13 protein-coding genes are annotated in these 14,674 nt (G+C 59.3%); 4 read left to right on the top strand and 9 right to left on the bottom strand.

Annotation, left to right across the window (positions count from 1 at the left end):
* Positions 1-16: 16 nt before the first annotated feature.
* Together ACR0BK_RS06345 and ACR0BK_RS06350 are read right to left on the bottom strand one after the other, a co-directional pair.
* Positions 17-565, bottom strand: coding sequence for an NYN domain-containing protein (locus ACR0BK_RS06345; RefSeq protein WP_480475987.1), 549 nt, complete (start codon positions 563-565; stop codon positions 17-19).
* Between the two features lie 131 nt (positions 566-696).
* The gene (locus ACR0BK_RS06350; RefSeq protein ID WP_480475989.1) at positions 697-1,323 is read right to left on the bottom strand and encodes a J domain-containing protein; all 627 of its coding nucleotides are present in this window, start codon (positions 1,321-1,323) and stop codon (positions 697-699) included.
* A gap of 106 nt (positions 1,324-1,429) precedes the next feature.
* On the opposite strand from ACR0BK_RS06350, the gene ACR0BK_RS06355 reads away from it, so the two are divergent.
* Positions 1,430-1,684: a BolA family protein gene (locus ACR0BK_RS06355; RefSeq protein WP_209597754.1), complete on the top strand. Its 255-nt coding sequence runs from the start codon at positions 1,430-1,432 to the stop codon at positions 1,682-1,684.
* 9 nt (positions 1,685-1,693) lie between these two features.
* On the opposite strand, the gene ACR0BK_RS06360 is transcribed toward ACR0BK_RS06355, so the two are convergent.
* The 7 genes from ACR0BK_RS06360 to pepN all read right to left on the bottom strand — a co-directional run bounded on the left by ACR0BK_RS06360 (position 1,694) and on the right by pepN (position 10,807).
* Entirely contained in the window at positions 1,694-2,770 is a 1,077-nt protein-coding gene (locus tag ACR0BK_RS06360) for a PLP-dependent cysteine synthase family protein (RefSeq protein WP_480493815.1), read from the bottom strand.
* A 161-nt stretch (positions 2,771-2,931) separates the two neighbouring features.
* Positions 2,932-3,363: a DUF4177 domain-containing protein gene (locus ACR0BK_RS06365; protein ID WP_480475993.1), complete on the bottom strand. Its 432-nt coding sequence runs from the start codon at positions 3,361-3,363 to the stop codon at positions 2,932-2,934.
* Positions 3,364-3,443: 80 nt separating this feature from the next.
* The gene (gene pepT / locus ACR0BK_RS06370; RefSeq protein WP_480516322.1) at positions 3,444-4,700 is read right to left on the bottom strand and encodes a peptidase T; all 1,257 of its coding nucleotides are present in this window, start codon (positions 4,698-4,700) and stop codon (positions 3,444-3,446) included.
* Between the two features lie 147 nt (positions 4,701-4,847).
* A complete protein-coding gene (gatB, locus tag ACR0BK_RS06375; protein WP_480554089.1) occupies positions 4,848-6,359 on the bottom strand; it encodes an Asp-tRNA(Asn)/Glu-tRNA(Gln) amidotransferase subunit GatB in 1,512 nt (503 codons plus the stop codon).
* An 81-nt stretch (positions 6,360-6,440) separates the two neighbouring features.
* On the bottom strand, positions 6,441-7,700 hold the full coding sequence (locus ACR0BK_RS06380) for a hypothetical protein (RefSeq protein ID WP_480554090.1): 1,260 nt from the start codon (positions 7,698-7,700) through the stop codon (positions 6,441-6,443).
* Positions 7,701-7,829: 129 nt separating this feature from the next.
* On the bottom strand, positions 7,830-8,258 hold the full coding sequence (locus ACR0BK_RS06385) for a hypothetical protein (protein WP_480554091.1): 429 nt from the start codon (positions 8,256-8,258) through the stop codon (positions 7,830-7,832).
* Complete coding sequence (gene pepN / locus ACR0BK_RS06390) at positions 8,255-10,807, bottom strand: aminopeptidase N (RefSeq protein WP_480554092.1); 2,553 nt, start codon at positions 10,805-10,807, stop codon at positions 8,255-8,257. Before pepN ends, ACR0BK_RS06385 begins: the two co-directional genes overlap by 4 nt.
* 207 nt (positions 10,808-11,014) lie before the next feature.
* Between pepN and ACR0BK_RS06395 the strand changes: the two genes are divergently transcribed.
* From ACR0BK_RS06395 to ACR0BK_RS06405, 3 genes are all read left to right on the top strand, one after another.
* Positions 11,015-13,150, top strand: a complete 2,136-nt coding sequence (locus tag ACR0BK_RS06395) for a malate synthase G (protein WP_480554093.1) — start codon at positions 11,015-11,017, stop codon at positions 13,148-13,150.
* 59 nt (positions 13,151-13,209) lie between these two features.
* A complete protein-coding gene (locus tag ACR0BK_RS06400; protein ID WP_480481817.1) occupies positions 13,210-13,635 on the top strand; it encodes a GlcG/HbpS family heme-binding protein in 426 nt (141 codons plus the stop codon).
* A 223-nt stretch (positions 13,636-13,858) separates the two neighbouring features.
* Entirely contained in the window at positions 13,859-14,638 is a 780-nt protein-coding gene (locus ACR0BK_RS06405; protein WP_480516334.1) for a gamma-glutamyl-gamma-aminobutyrate hydrolase family protein, read from the top strand.
* Positions 14,639-14,674 lie beyond the last annotated feature (36 nt).

Raw genomic sequence — 14,674 nt, forward strand, 5'->3', positions numbered from 1 at the left:
AGCTATGGTCGCGTGGTCAAAGCGAAAACCAAAGCTCATCCTTGCGAAAACCGCCTTTCACAAGACGACCCGCTTTCAACACATCCGGAAACTCGTCCTCCCAGTCCCGGAACATGTCATTTGTAACGATACGTGCCTTGCTGTCCCGCGCCGCCTGCAAGATCAACGGATCTGCCGGCGTGCCTTTGGGCGCGACCATGACCCGCTTGGCCCGCAAGCCCAGGGCGCGGCTCAGCGCCCGGTCGTTCATGTATTCCCCTTCGACCTTGTACCCGACGTTCGCATCGAACACGACGCCCGGTTTGAACCCGGCTTGCTTCAGGCTGGCCAGAACCTGCCGCAACGTTGCCAGATCCGGTGCGCCGTCTTTCCAGTGCATCACGTTCGACCCGTCCACGATGATCCATGTGTTGGCCCTGCGCCAGCCGAACCAGGCCCGGATCAGAAGGATCGTACTGGCGAACACACAAAGCAGGGCCAAAAGGAACAGCCAGTCCATCTCGGTTGGATAGAACTGCGCCACGACCAGCCCGCAAAGTGAGGCAAGCAGCAAAAAGAAAGGCATACGCACAGCGGTTGCTCCGGGAAAAGCACTGTTTCAATTCCCACTACTATTGCGGGAATTGAAACAGGTTTCCAGACAGCATCCTCACAATCCGTTCAAACTGTGTAAACAGCTGGCGACTGACGGCGGCCCTACTTGAAATTCCGGCTGTCCTTGATCTGGTCCCAGGCCCAGACGACCTCTTGCAACTGCTCTTCCTGCGACCGGTCGCCGCCGTTCATGTCCGGATGCAGCACCTTGATCAGCTTCTTGTACGCCTTGCGCACTTCGGTTTTGGACCAGCTGTCATGGGCTTCCAGAATCTCGATTGCACGGCGTTCAGTGGGGGGCAGGCGACGTCCGCCACCACCCGAGGTGCGCCCCTTGTTCTGCGTGCTGTTGGCGCCCAGAACCTGATGCGGGTCCTCAATGCCCAGACGGGCCCAGGCGCGCGCCTCCGGGTCTCCCATCGGCTTGGTCTCACGTTCCCAAACCTTGTCCTTCGAGCGTTGCGCGTTCAGCTCGGCCTCAGTGGTGCCATCGAAGAAGTTCCACTTCTGGTTATACTCGCGCACGTGCTGCTGGCAGAACCAGAAATAGTCATCCAGAACATCCGGTGCCTTTGGCGCGCGGAACTTGCCCGGCTCGTCACACCCGTCGTGATCGCAGATCCGGACCGAGGTCTCGGACGCGCCTGACATGCCCCGGCGCCCACGCGGGTTCTTTTTCTTGGCGCTGGAAACGGACATATCGAATCCGAAGGGGTCTGATTTCGCCATGCTCTATCCTCACGAACGCATCTTTTCGACTCGGAGGCAGCAGTTTAGTCTAAGCAGCCGAAAGTAGAAGAGGGGGGCGGCAAAAATTTTGCCGCTGAGCAAAAAAATGAGTGTGACCGACGAAATCAGAACCCGCCTGCAAGCCGCCTTTGACCCGCATGAACTTGACGTGATCGACGACAGCGAAAGCCATCGCGGCCATGCAGGTCACAGGGAAGGCGGCGAAAGCCATTTCAACGTCCGCATCCGCGCCGCCGCATTCGCCGGTCAATCCCGCGTCGCCCGCCACCGGGCCGTGCACAAGGCGCTGGGCGATATCGTGCCCCGCATCCACGCGCTGGCGCTGGATATCGGAACCTGACGCTGCGCCCTATTCCGCGCTCATCTGCGCCGACGGGGTCGAGGCCGAGATCGCATATTCCTCATCCGTCATGACGTCTTCGATCCCCTCGAACAGAGGCGTCGACAGGTAACGCTCGCCCGTATCCGGCAGCATCACCAGCATGACGGATCCCGGCGCCGCGGTTTCCGCCAGATTCATGGCCACCGCAAAGGTCGACCCGCCCGAGATCCCGGTGAATATCCCCTCTTCCGAGGCAAGGCGGCGCGCCCATTCAATCCCTTGCGGCCCCGGAACAGGGATCAGCTGGTCGTAATAGGCGTTGTCGATGGCTTCCTGAAGGACCCATGGAATGAAATCCGGCGTCCAGCCCTGAATCGGGTGCGGCTCGAAATTGGGGTGGCTTTCGGTGGGCTGGTGATCGTCGTTGCGCGTATTCACATAGCCTGAAGACACGATGGCGGCATTTGCCGGTTCGGTCAGGATGATTTTCGTATCGGGCCGCTCCTTGCGCAACACTCGTGACACCCCAGCGACCGTGCCGCCGGTGCCATATCCCGTGACCCAGTAATCCAGCTGCGTGCCTTCGAAATCCGCAAGGATTTCCCGTGCGGTCGTATTCTCGTGAATATCGGCATTGGCTGCGGTCTCGAACTGGCTGGCCAGAAACCACCCGTTTTCCTCGGCCAGTTCCTTGGCCTTGGTATACATGCCGAACCCCTTTTGTGCCTTGGGGGTCAGAACAACCTTGGCGCCCAGAAAGCGCATCAGCTTGCGCCGCTCGACCGAAAAGCTCTCGGCCATCGTCACGACCAGCGGATATCCCTTGGCCGCACAGACCATGGCAAGCCCGATCCCGGTATTGCCCGATGTCGCCTCGACAACCGTCTGACCGGGTTTCAGCCGCCCGTCCCGTTCTGCCGCCTCGATGATATTCAGCGCCAGCCTGTCCTTGACCGACCCCGCCGGATTGAACGCTTCGAACTTCACATAAACGGTCACATGCTCCGGCGCGATCCGGTTGATCCGGATACAGGGCGTGTCGCCGACTGTATCAAGGATGCTGTCATACAGGCGTGCCCGCCCCTGTGTCTGCCGAATACCCATTTCAAAGCCCCTCCCGGTTGTCCGGTTAACATGCCACAGATTTCGCTGGGTTGATAAGCACATATCGCGCCCGCAGCGCCAAACCCGCCCGCGGGCGGGCTGCTCAACTTCCAGTCCACACGGTGTTTCAGGTGTGACCGCAGGTCAAACCCTGATCCGTCTCAGGCGTCTTTCTTGTCATTGGCGGTATCCGTATCCTGGTCAACCTGGTCCCGGCTTTTCAACGACAAAGGCGGTTCATTCGCTTCTTCCGAGATTGGTTTCGGCGCGGCCACCACACCGGGGCCGGGGATCGGTTGGGCCAATGGGGTATCGTCAAACTCGGGCACTTCTCCGATCACCGACGCATCGACTTCCTCGGCCACGACCCGCCGGAACACCAGCACATTGCGCCAGTTTGTGGTCGATCCGGTCAGGCCCGAGCGTTCCTCGCTGGGCAGCAGCTCGGCGCGCTGGTATTCCCAGCCGTCCTGCGCCATCTGGTTCAGAACCTGTTCGACCGAGACCGCAAAGCGGCCCTCGGCCGTTTTCACGCCCTTGGCTTTCACGCCCTTTTGCGGCGCGGGGACGACCTTGTATTCAAAAAGCTGCATCAAGTGTTCCTAAATACCTGTTCGCGCCAACTTACCACGCTGACCCCGGGGTGAAAGGGCCGTCGCCCGAGCGGCGGTTTTCAGCCCTGATTATTGCCGTTAGCCTGTGCCGCCTTGGTCACAACCGACAGGCACAGCTCGGTCGCCACTGCCATGTCCTGCACCGAAATCCACTCCAGCGGCCCGTGAATGCACTGCATTCCGGTGAACAGGTTGGGGCAGGGGGTGCCGAACTCGGTCAGGCGCGACCCGTCGGTGCCGCCGCGGATCGGCACCGACAGCGGCTCGATCCCCAGCTCGCGGCAGGCGTCGCGCGCCAGATCAACCGGTGTCATGTCGTTTTCCAGCCAATAGCGCATGTTCCGGTACTGGTGGCTGATATCGCAGGTGATGGTCGCGCGCGGTTCCGTGGCCTGTACGGCCGCACAGACCTGCCGCACGATGTCACGTTGCGCCTCAAGGCCCTCCATCTCGAAATCGCGCAGGATCAGCTTGATTTCCATCTCGGACGACCCGCCGCTCATGTCGGTGACATGGATGAACCCGTCGCGGCCATCGGTTGTTTCGGGCGTCATGGTGGCCTGCGGCAAGGTCTGCACGATCTTTGCCGCCAGATGGGCTGCGTTCACCATCTTGTCCTTGGCCAGTCCGGGGTGGATCGATACCCCCTCGATCCGGATCACGGCGCGGTCGGCCGAGAAGCTTTCATATTCGATCTCGCCCACTTCGGCACCGTCCAGAGTATAGGCGAAATCCGCCCCCAGATCCTTGGGCAGCTGTTCGGTAACGCCGCGCCCGATCTCTTCATCCGGGGTAAAGGCAATGCGGATAGGCCCGTGCGGGATATCCGGGTTTTCGATCAGATGCCGCGCCATGGTCATCAGGATCGACACCCCGGCCTTGTCATCCGCGCCCAGCAGGGTGGTACCCGACGCCGTGATCAGGTCATGTCCGATCTTCTCGGCCAGATAGGGGTTCTCGTCCGGGGACAACACCAAATCCGGATTGTCCGGAAAGGAAATGTCGCCACCGTTATATCCCTTGATCACCCGCGGCTTGACGCCCGTTGCATTGAACTGGGGGGCCGTATCCACATGCGCCAGAAAGCCCACCGTCGGGCCGGGCGCGGTGCCGGGGATGCTCGCGACGACCACGCTGTCACCTGTCAGTGTCACATCCTTTGCGCCGATCTCGGTCAGTTCCTGCTTCAGCAGGTTCAGCATGTCGAACTGTATCTGTGTGCTCGGCGTGGTCGCCGAGGTCTCGTCGCTCTGACTGTCGATCGCCGCGTAACGCACCAGCCGATCTTCGAGTTCCTGATCAAATCTGTTCTGCATGATACCTCACCTCTCTGGGTCGGAAGAAAGGGTGCAATCACAGGCGAAGTCAAGCCGATGAGCTGACCCCATTTCTTAAGAAATCGTGGAAATCTGTTTGTACAAACCTGACAACTGCCACTGGCAGGCTTGTACAAATTGTAAGGTTCAGGAGCTCAGCTTCTTGCTGACCAAATCGTTAACGGCCTTCGGGTTGGCCTTGCCGCCGGTCGCTTTCATCACCTGACCCACGAACCAACCCGCCAGTTTCGGGTTCACTTTGGCCTTCTCGACCTGGGCCGGATTGGCCGCGATGATCTCGTCCAGTGCAGCCTCGATCGCGCTGGTGTCGGTGACCTGTTTCATCCCGCGATCCTCGACGATCTGCGCCGGGTCACCGCCTTCAGTATAAACGATTTCAAACAGGTCCTTGGCGATCTTGCCCGAGATGGCATTGGACGAAATCAGGTCGATGATCCCACCCAGCTGCGTCGGAGAAACCGGCGACTCCGTGATGTCGTGGTCTTCTTTTTTTAGACGCCCGAACAGCTCGTTGATCACCCAGTTCGCGGCCAGTTTGCCATTGCGGCCCTGCGCGACCTCTTCGAAATAGGCCGCCGATTCCACTTCAGCAGTCAGCACTGAAGCGTCATAGTCGGTCAAGCCGAACTCACTGATAAAGCGCGCTTTTTTGTCGTCAGGCAGCTCTGGCAGATGGGCGGCGATATCGTCCACCCATGCCTGTTCGATCTCCAGCGGCAGCAGGTCGGGATCGGGGAAATAACGGTAATCATGCGCTTCTTCCTTGGACCGCATCGACCGGGTTTCGCCCTTGTCCGGATCATACAGACGGGTTTCCTGCTCGACCTTGCCACCGGCTTCGACAATGGCGATCTGGCGGCGGGCTTCGACCTCAATGGCTTGCTGGATGAACCGCATCGAGTTCATGTTCTTGATCTCGCAACGGGTGCCCAGATGCGAAAAGTCCTGTGTTTCCTGATACTTCTCATAAGCACCCGGCAAACAGATCGAGACGTTGACGTCCGCCCGCAGGTTGCCGTTCTGCATGTTGCCATCGCAGGTGCCCAGATAGCGCATGATCTGGCGCAGTTTGGCGATATAGGCGGCGGCCTCTTCCGGCCCGCGAATATCAGGGCGGCTGACGATCTCCATTAGGCAGACACCGGTCCGGTTCAGGTCGACAAAGGACATGTGCGGGTCCATGTCGTGGATCGATTTGCCTGCGTCCTGCTCCATGTGGATACGTTCAATCCGCACCATGCGCGCAGTGCCGTCACCCATCTCGACCAGCACTTCGCCTTCGCCCACAATAGGATGATAAAGCTGGGAAATCTGGTAACCTTGCGGCAGGTCAGGATAGAAATAGTTCTTGCGGTCAAAGGCCGATTTCAGGTTGATATCCGCTTTCAGGCCCAGCCCGGTGCGCACCGCCTGTTCCACGCAGAACTCGTTGATCACCGGCAGCATCCCCGGCATTGCCGCATCCACGAAAGCCACGTTCGAGTTCGGCTCGGCCCCGAATTTGGTGGACGCGCCCGAGAACAGCTTGGCATTGGATGAGACCTGCGCATGCACCTCCATCCCGATCACCAGTTCCCAATCGTGCTTGGCCCCGGCAATGGTTTTGGGTTTGGGCATTTCGTGTGTCAGGTCGAGCATGGCGCGCCTCATTTCCGCAGAAGTCTAAGCCTGCGTATTAGGCCCGGCAGGGCCTAGGGGCAAGGGGGAATCCTGACGCGTTCAGTTCTTGGAAAACTGCAGACCAGACGGTGTGAAGGTTACATCCTTGCCGCTGCGCAGTTCATCCCGGAACAGATCCGAGATAGCGCGCAGCGCGTCGCGCTGACCGCGCGCAGCAAACCGCTCGGGCGAGTTGATGCGGACCGAGTTGTTGAACCCGTTGGCGGCATGGGCCCAGATCAGGGGGTGAAGCTCGGTCAGGTGATCGCGGATCAGCCAGTTTGCGGTGTCGCGCATCTGGGCGCGGACATTGTCTGCTTTTTCGTTCAGCCCGTGACCATTCTGAATGGTGATTGCACAATAGGCCGACAACATATTGATCATCTGCTGATCAGGGCGCAGACCGACGATATCGCGCAATCCTTCAAGGAAATATTCGACATCGACCTGTGCGCAGGCCTCTTCGTCCAAAGCGATGGCATCGAATTGCACCCACGTATATCCACCTGCGCCCCAGATATCCTGTGTCCGGACGGCATTGCGCAGTGCCTGTAATTCCAGTTCTGCGTAGCTGCCGAACCACCGGGGCAAAAGATGGCTGCCCATCGCGCGCATGTGACGCTGATTGTGCGGGTCCAGTGTGATCAGGTGCTCGTACTCATCGGCAACGCGGGCGTTTGACTTGCGCTGCCCGGCCAACAGGGCACAACCGGCGGCCGCAATCAGAGGGCTGTCCGGCGCATCCGCCTTGCACTTGGGCAGGATCGCAGCGGCCCGGTCGAAATGAGCGGCACAGCGCGAGCGGTGCAAGGGCGGCAAGGCCGTGTCCTTGGCGTTCCCGCGCCAGGCCCAGGCCAGATCGATATGGGCCAGCGCCACAACGGCAGCGATCATCGGATCACCAGGATTGTCAGACAACTCGCCTTCCAGTTCCGAAATACCACCCAGCAAATCGTAATCAGATATGGCCTTGCCGTCCGACAGCGCATGTTCCGCAGCCAGAATCACGTCAGATCTGGCCCCGAACGCCAAAAGATCGGCAATCGGCATACCATCCGATACGGCGGCACGATCCTGATCCGCTGCACGCATTTCTTCGGACAACTCGGTCCAGCGATCCTGTCTGGCCAGATAGCGCCCATGTTCGATTGTAGAATGTCCAATCAGATTGTCGCAATTCGATGTCGCCACAGGAATGTTGAGCTGCCCATGTTCAGGCAGGGCAGCGGCCAGCGCAGATTTCGTTGCGCACAGATCTTCTGAGGCGTCCGTGGGATTGGATATGGGCTGGGCAAACAACGCCCTTAACGACCGAAACATGGTAAAACTCAAAACTGTAAAAACACTTAACTGAGTCTGAAGTCTGGCGAGGTATCAGGCTCAATTCAAGTGATTTGCTCAATAAACTTTGTTTTTTGTGTCCAATGCGTCCGTAGATCACGCAGTGTTTCAGAAAACAGTGAAATGATGACGGTTTACGCGAAAACCTGCCTGTTTCAGAATGGCTTCCAGATCCCGATGCGGAGGCAGAGACTCATCTGGCAGCCGGATTCGTTTCCCGGATTTCAGGACGATGGATACGCGAACGGAAAAGTCCCACCGGGTGTCAAATTGGAAATGGTCGATATCCCGCATTGGGATGTCGCCCTTACGATTACCCGTGAACCAGCACACTGCATCCGCGTCCAGCTGCACCCCGGCGCTGGTGTTCTGGATCACGTCCCATAGCGCTGGGAGGGTGGCCAGAGACAGCAGGCCAACAACCCACCAAGCCGCGTCGAACAGGATGACCAGAGCCAGCAGGGTCGCGTAGATGCTTGCCAGAATGACCAGTGTTCGCGTGTTCCGGTTGCGACGGGTAAAGCTGTAAGGTGTCATGCGCCGAGGATGCGGGATACCATTTCCGTCGTGTCGCGCGACAGGTTCGGAGTTTCCGCAATGCGGGACAATTGTGCGCGCATCAGGTCCTGACGCCCGGCGTCGTACCGTTTCCAGGTCTGGAAGGCAGAACACATCCGTGCCGTGGTTTGCGGGTTCACAGGATCAAGGCGGATCAGCCAATCGGCCAGCAGGCTGTACCCGGCACCATCCGGCTGGTGGAACCCTGCGTGGTTCATCGCCAGCGCGCCCATGACAGCGCGGAACCTGTTCGGGTTCTTCCAGTTGAAGTCGGGATGCCAGGTCAATGCCTTCGCTGCTTCCGGTGTCGCCTCTGGTGCGGCCATGGTCACCTGCAAGCCAAACCATTTGTCCATGACCAGCCGGTCATGCTGCCATTGGTCATAGAAGGCGGCCAGCTGCGCCTCGCCCTTGCGGGCGCGCAGCAGGCAGGACAGGGCGGTCAGTTGCAGGGTCATGTTATCCGCTTTGGCATACACAGTGGCCGCCATTGCCCCTCCGTCCAGACGAGAAGTCAGCGCAAGTGCCGCGCTGCCAAGGGCGCGTTTTCCGGATTGCTCGGCATCCGGGCTGTAGGGGCCATCCACCAACGCCTCGCTGTGCAGACGGGGCAGCAGATCCTGCACGTGCTGTGACGTGGCCTGCCGCAGCGTTTCGACCGCCGACCAGATTGCCATCGGATCTGGCGTGTGACCGCGTTCATGCAAAGCCGCAGCCAGTTCGGATTGCGTCGGCAGCCCAAGCATCAAGGCGCGATAGGCCGGGTCCAGCGTGTCGTCGCGCAGCACGGCCAGCAGCCCGTCAAGGTAATCGGCGTCTGGGGTTGCCTCGTCCAAGATCATCCGCAGCAAGGTGTTTTGCGCCAGCGATCTGCCAGCCTGCCAGCGGTTGAACGGATCTGTGTCATGCGCCAGCAGAAACGCGCGTTCGGCGTTTGAATGATCGTGTTCCAGAATGACCGGTGCCGAGAAATCGCGCAGGATCGAAGCTGTGGGCCTTGTCGCAAGCCCGGTGAACTGAAAGCTCTGCTCAGCCTCTGTCAGTTCCAGCACTTCAGTCGTGCGGACCTCATCCCCGTTTGGCCCCAGCAGGCCAACAGCGACCGGGATCACCTGGGGCAGTTTCTCTGCCTGACCCGGTGTGGGATCGGTGCGCTGTTTCAGTGTCAGGGTATAGGTCCCGTCGGCCCAATCTTCAGATACGGTCAAACGCGGCGTGCCCGATTGGCTGTACCACCGTTTGAACTGGGTCAGGTCGCGGCCTGTGGTGTCTTCGAACACCTTCAGCCAATCCTCGATCGTGCAGGCCTGCCCGTCATGGCGGTCAAAATAGAGGTCCAGCGCCTTTGCATAGGCCTCATCCCCGACCAGCCGTTTCAACATGCCGATCACTTCGGCACCTTTTTCGTAAACGGTGGCCGTGTAGAAATTGTTGATCTCCTGAAAGCTTTCGGGCCGGACCGGGTGCGAGAGCGGGCCGTTATCCTCGGGGAATTGCCGCGCCCGCAGGTCGATGGCGTCGTGTATGCGCTTTACGGGGGCCGAGCGCATGTCGGATGTGAACTGTGCATCGCGGAAGACGGTCAGGCCTTCTTTCAGACACAGCTGGAACCAGTCGCGGCAGGTGATGCGGTTGCCCGTCCAGTTGTGGAAATACTCATGCGCGATGATCGCCTCGATCCGTTCGAAATTGGCATCGGTCGAGGTTTTGGGACTGGCCAGAACAGCCGAAGAGTTAAAGATGTTCAGCCCCTTGTTTTCCATCGCGCCCATGTTGAAGTCATCGACGGCGACGATGTTGAAGACGTCCAGATCGTATTCCCGGCCATAGACATCTTCGTCCCATTTCATGGACTTCTTCAGCGCCTCCATTCCGAAGGCGCATTTGCCCTCATCCCCCTGGCGTACCCACAGGTTCAACGCCACATCCCGGCCTGATCTGGTGGTGAACCGGTCGGGATGGGCCACAAGATCCCCAGCGACAAGCGCAAACAGATAGGCAGGCTTGGGCCACGGGTCGGTCCATTCGGCCCATCCTTCGCCCTTGCCCGAGGGGTTGCCGTTCGACAGCAGAACCGGCAGGTCGCCATTGATACGCACGGTAAAGGTGGACATGACATCGGGGCGATCCGGGTAATATGTGATCTTGCGGAAACCCTCCGCCTCGCACTGGGTGCAATACATGCCGTTCGACATATAAAGCCCCTCCAACGCCGTGTTGTTGCCCGGATCGATCTCAACTTCGGCTTCCCAGATGAACGGAGCGTCGGGGACATCGGCGGTCAGGCCCTTGTCCGTGACGTCAGGCGAAACTTCGGTTCCGTTAATGGAGGCGCGGATCAGGTTCAGATCCTCGCCATGCAGGAAAAAGGTGCGGTCGGAGGCGTCGGGGTTTGGACGAAACGCGATACGCGACGTGACCCGTGTTGCATGTGCCGACAGATCGAAGGTCAGGTGCACGCTGTCCAGCAGATAACCAAATGGAGTGTAGTCTTTCAGGAAGATCGTGGTGGGGGCAGCGTCGCGCATGGGGGCCTCGCATCGGTTCGTGTCTGGCGCGACGTTAGGGGCATCGTTCCAGAGCTGCAACTGGCCCCCGCCATTCCCTTGTTGTTTTTGAAACAGCTTCCGTTCGATCCGAATAACCCTAACGCAAAGTCGAAAGTTGCCTATCGGAAACTTTCGGCCTAAGTCACTTACGCATACAATGGCACACAATCGCAGGAGAGCAGGAAGATGAGTGGCAGACAAACCCTGAGCGGGCTGCAGATCGATCCAATACTGGCAGAGTTTATCGAGACGCGGGCATTGCCGGGTACGGGTGTGTCGGCGCAGGATTTCTGGGCGGGTCTGGCACGACTGGTTTCTGAACTGGGGCCGAAAAACCGCGCGCTTCTGGCCAAGCGGGCCGAAATACAAGGGCGCCTCGATGGCTGGCATATTGCGCGCAAGGGTCAGAGCATTGATCCCACTGACTATCAGGCTTTTCTAAAGGAAATCGGTTATCTGGTCGAGGAAGGCGACGGGTTTCAAATCGACACGACGCATGTCGACCCCGAGATCGCGCTGACACCGGGGCCGCAGCTTGTTGTGCCGATCACCAACGCACGCTTTGCGCTGAACGCGGCGAATGCGAGATGGGGCAGCTTGTATGATGCGCTTTATGGCACCGATGCGATAGGCGATCTGCCAACAGGCGGTGGGTATGATGCGGCGCGCGGTGCACGGGTGATTGCATGGGCGAAAGCCTTTCTGGATGACGCTGTACCTCTGGCTGGTGGGTCTTGGGCCGACGTGTCGGGACTGCATGTCGAAGAAGGTGCTCTTTCCCCGGCACTGGCAAACCCCGATCAATTTGTTGGTTTCGGTGGCGCGGCAGACAAGCCGGCTTTTGTGCTTCTGAAAAACAATGGCCTGCATATTCAGATCATGATCGATCCGACTGGAGCCATCGGCGCCTCTGATCCCGCAGGTATAGCAGACGTCCGGCTGGAATCCGCTCTTTCAACGATTATGGACTGTGAAGACTCGGTCGCTTGTGTTGATGCGGCGGATAAGGTCGTTGCCTATGGCAACTGGCTGGGCCTGATGAAGGGTGATCTGACCGAAGACGTCACCAAGGGCGACACCACGTTTACCCGCAAGCTGGCAGAGGATCTGACTTTCACCACACCGACAGGTGAGCAGGCGACCCTGAAAGGCCGGTCGCTGATGCTGGTGCGGAATGTCGGCCACCTGATGACGAACCCGGCCGTTCTGGACGCCGAAGGGCGCGAGATTGGCGAAGGGTTGATGGACGCACTCTGCACCACTCTGATCGCAATGCATGACCTGCAACGGGATGGGGGGAACTCGGTCGAAGGGTCGGTTTATGTTGTGAAGCCCAAGATGCACGGGCCGGAAGAGGTTGCCTTTGCGGTCGAGATTTTCGACATGGTCGAAGACATTCTGGGTCTGCCGCGCAACACCGTAAAGCTGGGGATCATGGATGAGGAGCGCCGCACGTCGGTAAACCTGAAAGAGTGCATTCGCGCCGCGAAATCGCGCGTCGCCTTTATCAACACCGGTTTCCTGGACCGGACGGGGGATGAGATTCATACCTCGATGGAGGCCGGGCCGATGCTGCCCAAGGGCGACATCAAGAACACGCCCTGGATTGCGTCTTATGAAGACCGCAATGTCGATATCGGTTTGGCCTGTGGCCTGAAAGGCAAGGCGCAGATTGGCAAAGGCATGTGGGCGATGCCGGACCGGATGGGCGACATGCTTGAGGCCAAGATCGGTCACCCGCTGGCTGGTGCGACCTGCGCCTGGGTGCCGTCGCCCACAGCTGCGACGCTGCACGCCACACATTACCACAAGGTCAACGTACTGGCCCGCCAGGACGAGATCGCAATGGCGGGTGCCCGAGGAACACTTGACGATTTGCTGACCATTCCCCTGCTGGGGGGGCGCAATCTTGGCGACGCGGAAATCTCGCGCGAGGTCGAGAATAATGCACAAGGCATTCTGGGCTATGTCGTGCGTTGGGTCGATCAGGGCGTGGGATGTTCCAAAGTCCCCGACATCAATGACATCGGGTTGATGGAAGACCGTGCGACCTGCCGAATTTCGTCTCAGGCACTGGCCAACTGGTTGCATCATGGCATTGTCGACGAGGCACAGGTGATGGCTGCGATGCAGAAAATGGCGGCTGTCGTGGATCGCCAGAATGCAAGTGATCCGGGTTATGTCCCGATGGCGCCGGGCTTTAACGGAATCGCTTTTCAGGCGGCTTGTGACCTTGTGTTCAAAGGTCGTGTGCAGCCCTCGGGCTACACCGAGCCGGTCCTGCACGCGCGCCGTCTGGAATTGAAGGCGGCCACAGCGTAAAACGAAGGGGGCGATCCGCCCCCCTTTTCTTCTTTCGACATGCAGACACAGGAATGCACATGGAAGTTTCCCTTCGCAAAGCCCGTACCATTATCCGCAAAGCACTTGAGAAAGGCCGCGAGATGGAGCTTAAGCCACTTTCAGTGGTTGTTCTGGACGCAGGCGGCCACGTCATCGCGTTCGAGCGCGAGGATGATGCCGCACCGGGCCGCTTTGCGATTGCGCATGGCAAGGCGTATGGCTCTGTCATGCTGGGTATGGCGGGCACGGCACAGATGCAGCGGGCCGAGGCGCAAGCCTACTTTATGGCGGCGGTAAACGGAGTGTATGGCGGGCAGGTCGTACCAGTTCCGGGCGGGGTCTTGCTGCGGGGGCGAAAAGGGGACGTGATCGGTGCCGTAGGGGTGACCGGCGACACGTCAGAAAACGATGCTGCCGTTGCGATGGCGGGAATTGAGGCCGCCGGGTTGGACGGAGAGATATAGATCCGACCAAAGAGAGCAGCTCCGTCAAAGTAATGACTTGGCGCATGTTCCCAACTTGAAGTTTGGTGCTGGGAAAACGTGCCGGGACTGGACTGAATGTCGGGAGAAAATTTGTGCACCCCTGAACACGTCCCTGCGCTGTCACGCAGGAGGTGTATTCTTGCACGACTGTGAAGCTGCGGTTAGCTTCCTTTCCAAGGGGATGAATAACAAGGAAAGCGGAATGTCTCGACCCGTTGTTGGTATTATCGGCAACTCATACCTCATGAACGATCAATACCCGACCCATGCAGGGGGGACGATGAACTCTGACGCTGTGGCGAACGTATCGGGATGTTTGCCGCTGCTGATCCCCGCCGATCCCCGATATGTATCGGTTGAGGAGTTGCTGGAGGTTTGCGACGGGTTCCTTCTGACCGGCGGCCGCCCCAATGTGCATCCCGAAGAATATGGTGAACCTGCAACCGAGGCGCATGGAGAGTTTGACCGCGCGCGTGACGCAATCACCTTGCCGTTGGTTCGGGCCTGTGTGGACCGGGGTCAGCCGTTTCTGGGCATTTGCCGCGGATTTCAAGAGGTCAACGTGGCCATGGGCGGAACGCTCTATCCGGAAATTCGCGATTTGCCGGGGCGGATGAACCACCGGATGCCGCCCGATGGTACACTTGAGGAAAAATTTGCACTGCGCCATGTTGTGAAACTGACCAAAAATGGTGTGTTCCACGACTTGTTTGGTGCGCAGGAGGTCATGACAAACACGCTGCACGGGCAGGGGATCAAGTGCATCGGACAGCGTGTGGTGATCGATGGGCATGCTCCGGACGGAACGCCCGAGGCGATTTACGTCAAGGACGCGCCCGGATTCACGCTGTCCGTGCAATGGCATCCCGAATGGGATGCGATCAACGACCCGGTTTCACGCCCCTTGTTCGAAGCCTTCGGCATGGCTGTGCGGGGATGGGCGGCGGGGATTGCCTGTCAGGCAGTTCAGAAATCAGCCTGACTTGGGCACCGGACCGCGCGGGCGCGCGACGGACCG

Source organism: Ruegeria sp. AF1, assembly GCF_056542125.1.

Bases quoted from the DNA above. Each gene is read 5' to 3' on its own strand.
- ACR0BK_RS06360 (WP_480493815.1), bottom strand. From the start codon at position 2,770: ATGGGTATTCGGCAGACACAGGGGCGGGCACGCCTGTATGACAGCATC.
- ACR0BK_RS06350 (WP_480475989.1), bottom strand. From the start codon at position 1,323: ATGGCGAAATCAGACCCCTTCGGATTCGATATGTCCGTTTCCAGCGCC.
- ACR0BK_RS06385 (WP_480554091.1), bottom strand. From the start codon at position 8,258: ATGACACCTTACAGCTTTACCCGTCGCAACCGGAACACGCGAACACTG.
- ACR0BK_RS06345 (WP_480475987.1), bottom strand. From the start codon at position 565: ATGCCTTTCTTTTTGCTGCTTGCCTCACTTTGCGGGCTGGTCGTGGCG.
- ACR0BK_RS06395 (WP_480554093.1), top strand. From the start codon at position 11,015: ATGAGTGGCAGACAAACCCTGAGCGGGCTGCAGATCGATCCAATACTG.
- pepT (WP_480516322.1), bottom strand. From the start codon at position 4,700: ATGCAGAACAGATTTGATCAGGAACTCGAAGATCGGCTGGTGCGTTAC.
- pepN (WP_480554092.1), bottom strand. From the start codon at position 10,807: ATGCGCGACGCTGCCCCCACCACGATCTTCCTGAAAGACTACACTCCA.
- ACR0BK_RS06400 (WP_480481817.1), top strand. From the start codon at position 13,210: ATGGAAGTTTCCCTTCGCAAAGCCCGTACCATTATCCGCAAAGCACTT.
- ACR0BK_RS06380 (WP_480554090.1), bottom strand. From the start codon at position 7,700: ATGTTTCGGTCGTTAAGGGCGTTGTTTGCCCAGCCCATATCCAATCCC.
- gatB (WP_480554089.1), bottom strand. From the start codon at position 6,359: ATGCTCGACCTGACACACGAAATGCCCAAACCCAAAACCATTGCCGGG.
- ACR0BK_RS06355 (WP_209597754.1), top strand. From the start codon at position 1,430: ATGAGTGTGACCGACGAAATCAGAACCCGCCTGCAAGCCGCCTTTGAC.
- ACR0BK_RS06405 (WP_480516334.1), top strand. From the start codon at position 13,859: ATGTCTCGACCCGTTGTTGGTATTATCGGCAACTCATACCTCATGAAC.
- ACR0BK_RS06365 (WP_480475993.1), bottom strand. From the start codon at position 3,363: ATGCAGCTTTTTGAATACAAGGTCGTCCCCGCGCCGCAAAAGGGCGTG.